Here is a 1979-nt window from a genome sequence, read left to right as displayed (position 1 = left end):
TCATCTGATGCAATACGCAGATCTTAGCTTGTCATAAGATAAATTATCGGCGTAAATATTCCGCCTGGTAGGAGCGTTTTTTTTGATCGCAGACGGTATCCCGAGGCCAGTTGGTTCTGGGTTCAGTCGCTGCCGGAGACGACATCGACGGCGTAGACGCGCCGCATGGGGATTCGCTGTCTCCACTCGTCGTCGAGCGATTCATAGTGACGTAGTAGCAGGTCGATGAGATCGGTGCCGCGTAGTAGACGCAGGGCGTGCTTGCTGCGGTCGAGAAATTCAGCGTCGCGCGTGTAACCACCGAGACTGACGAACAGCGCCTTCTCTCCTTCGGCGACAGCTCCGAGCAGGGCTTGGACCGTCGGGCCGCCTATCGGCGAGATGGTTTGCTTGCACTGGACTTTAATGATGTCGCCTTCAAGGCCGAAAGCGTCCCTGTGTGCGATGACGTCTATCCCTCCGTCACCGGAATACGAGGTGACTCGGGCGTAGTACCCCATGGCCCGTAACAGAGCAGCGATGAACTCCTCGAACTCACTTGGGCTCAGTCCGGTTCGAAGGATCGTCTCGAGACGGTCCCGGGTGAACTCCTCGACCCGGGAGGCGTTCGGCGTCTCCTCGGCGGTCTCGGCATCTTCGACGGCGGCGTTAGTTGCTGTTGTGGCCGGTTCGGCCTCAACCGCGTTCAGGTTGGACTTGGGCTCAAGGGCGGCAGCGAACTCATTGGCGTGCCGTTTGACTGCGAACACGGTGAGGACCGAACCGATCTCATACAAAGCTTTTTCGCTGAATTGTGCCCGTGGAATTCCTGTGTTGTGCCAGGTCACCTTGCGGCGGTTGGGGTGCAGTGTCGCCGACGGGTCGAAGTAATAGTCGCCAGCTATTGTCCCGAGGCTGAGGGTGCGGTCCGATTTGTTCGGCGCGATGACGATGTCCCCGATCTGCATGTCGAGGACGAATCGCCGCAGTGTTCCGGCCCATCCTGGGATGGCACCGGGCTTGGCGTCTGGGAACGTGTCGAGAAGGCGGGTCTTGAGAGCCTCCTTGTTCGAGACCAGCTCGGCCAGGTCGCCGAGCTCCTCCCATCCGATGCTGACGAACCCATCCTGGACAAGTTTGAGCGAGGGCTCGTTGTTGTGGATGCACCACACCTTGGGCGTCACGCCGACTCCTTCGCGGATAGCTCTCGGTCCGCTCGACAAGCACTTCGAACGGCTGACATGCAGTGGCGAGTTCGCGCGGAGCGCCGAGTGCGATGTCAACGACACTATCAAGCAATTCGCCTGGTAGGAGGCGGATTCCGCGAATGACGCTTTGTGGTGTGGCTAGTTGGCGGCTGCGTACGCGTCCATCACGTCGGCGGGGATGCGTCCGCGGTCGGAGACGTCGTAGCCGTTCTCGTGAGCCCATTCGCGAATCGCTTTGGTGTCTGCAGGCGAGGTCTTTCCCGCAGTTTTGCGCGCAGCTTTGGTCTTAGCGCCGGTGACGCGGTGGCCGGCCTCGATGTATGGGGCCACGGCCTCTCGGAGTGCCTGGGCGTTGTCGTCGCTGAGGTCGATGGAGTATTCCTTGCCCTCGAAGGCGAACGAGATCGTGTTTGCGCTTTCGCCTAGGTCGGTTCCGTCGATGTCGTCGGTGTATTTGACCTGGAAGTGCTGAGCCATAGATCTGTCCATTCTTGGTGTGTCAACTGCTGCGGTGAATTATGCCCGCTGCGCCAAATTCGCGCCGGTTGCCACTGAGAGCTCTAGCCGTTCGAGCCGAGTGCGAAGTGGCACGGTATCCGCTTTCGAGCCGTCTGCTGGTCGTGGCTGATGGCGCACTGGCGGCCTCGACGGCCGTCGGGGGTTGCTGAATGGTGGCATTTAGGTAGCATTGATGGTGCTGGGCAGGGTGCCCGTAGTCGTCTACCGCCGTGATTGGCGGTGGTCGCGAGAGCTGCTGGAGGTGGTTCGGGCGATGGCCGTGGTGGATCAGGC

The 1979-nt window shown here is 60.4% G+C and carries 2 protein-coding genes; both read right to left on the bottom strand.

Annotation, left to right across the window (positions count from 1 at the left end; genetic code table 11):
- Positions 1 to 122: 122 nt before the first annotated feature.
- Entirely contained in the window at positions 123 to 1163 is a 1041-nt protein-coding gene (locus HMPREF3086_RS16795; RefSeq protein WP_070723055.1) for a restriction endonuclease, read from the bottom strand.
- Positions 1164 to 1325: 162 nt separating this feature from the next.
- Positions 1326 to 1664: a histone-like nucleoid-structuring protein Lsr2 gene (locus HMPREF3086_RS16790; protein WP_070723053.1), complete on the bottom strand. Its 339-nt coding sequence runs from the start codon at positions 1662 to 1664 to the stop codon at positions 1326 to 1328.
- Positions 1665 to 1979: the final 315 nt, after the last annotated feature.

It is taken from the genome of Dietzia sp. HMSC21D01 (assembly GCF_001815995.1).
Lineage (GTDB): Bacteria > Actinomycetota > Actinomycetes > Mycobacteriales > Mycobacteriaceae > Dietzia > Dietzia cinnamea.
The sequence above is the reverse complement of the archived record's forward strand: the minus strand, read 5'-3'. Positions and strand labels throughout refer to the sequence as shown.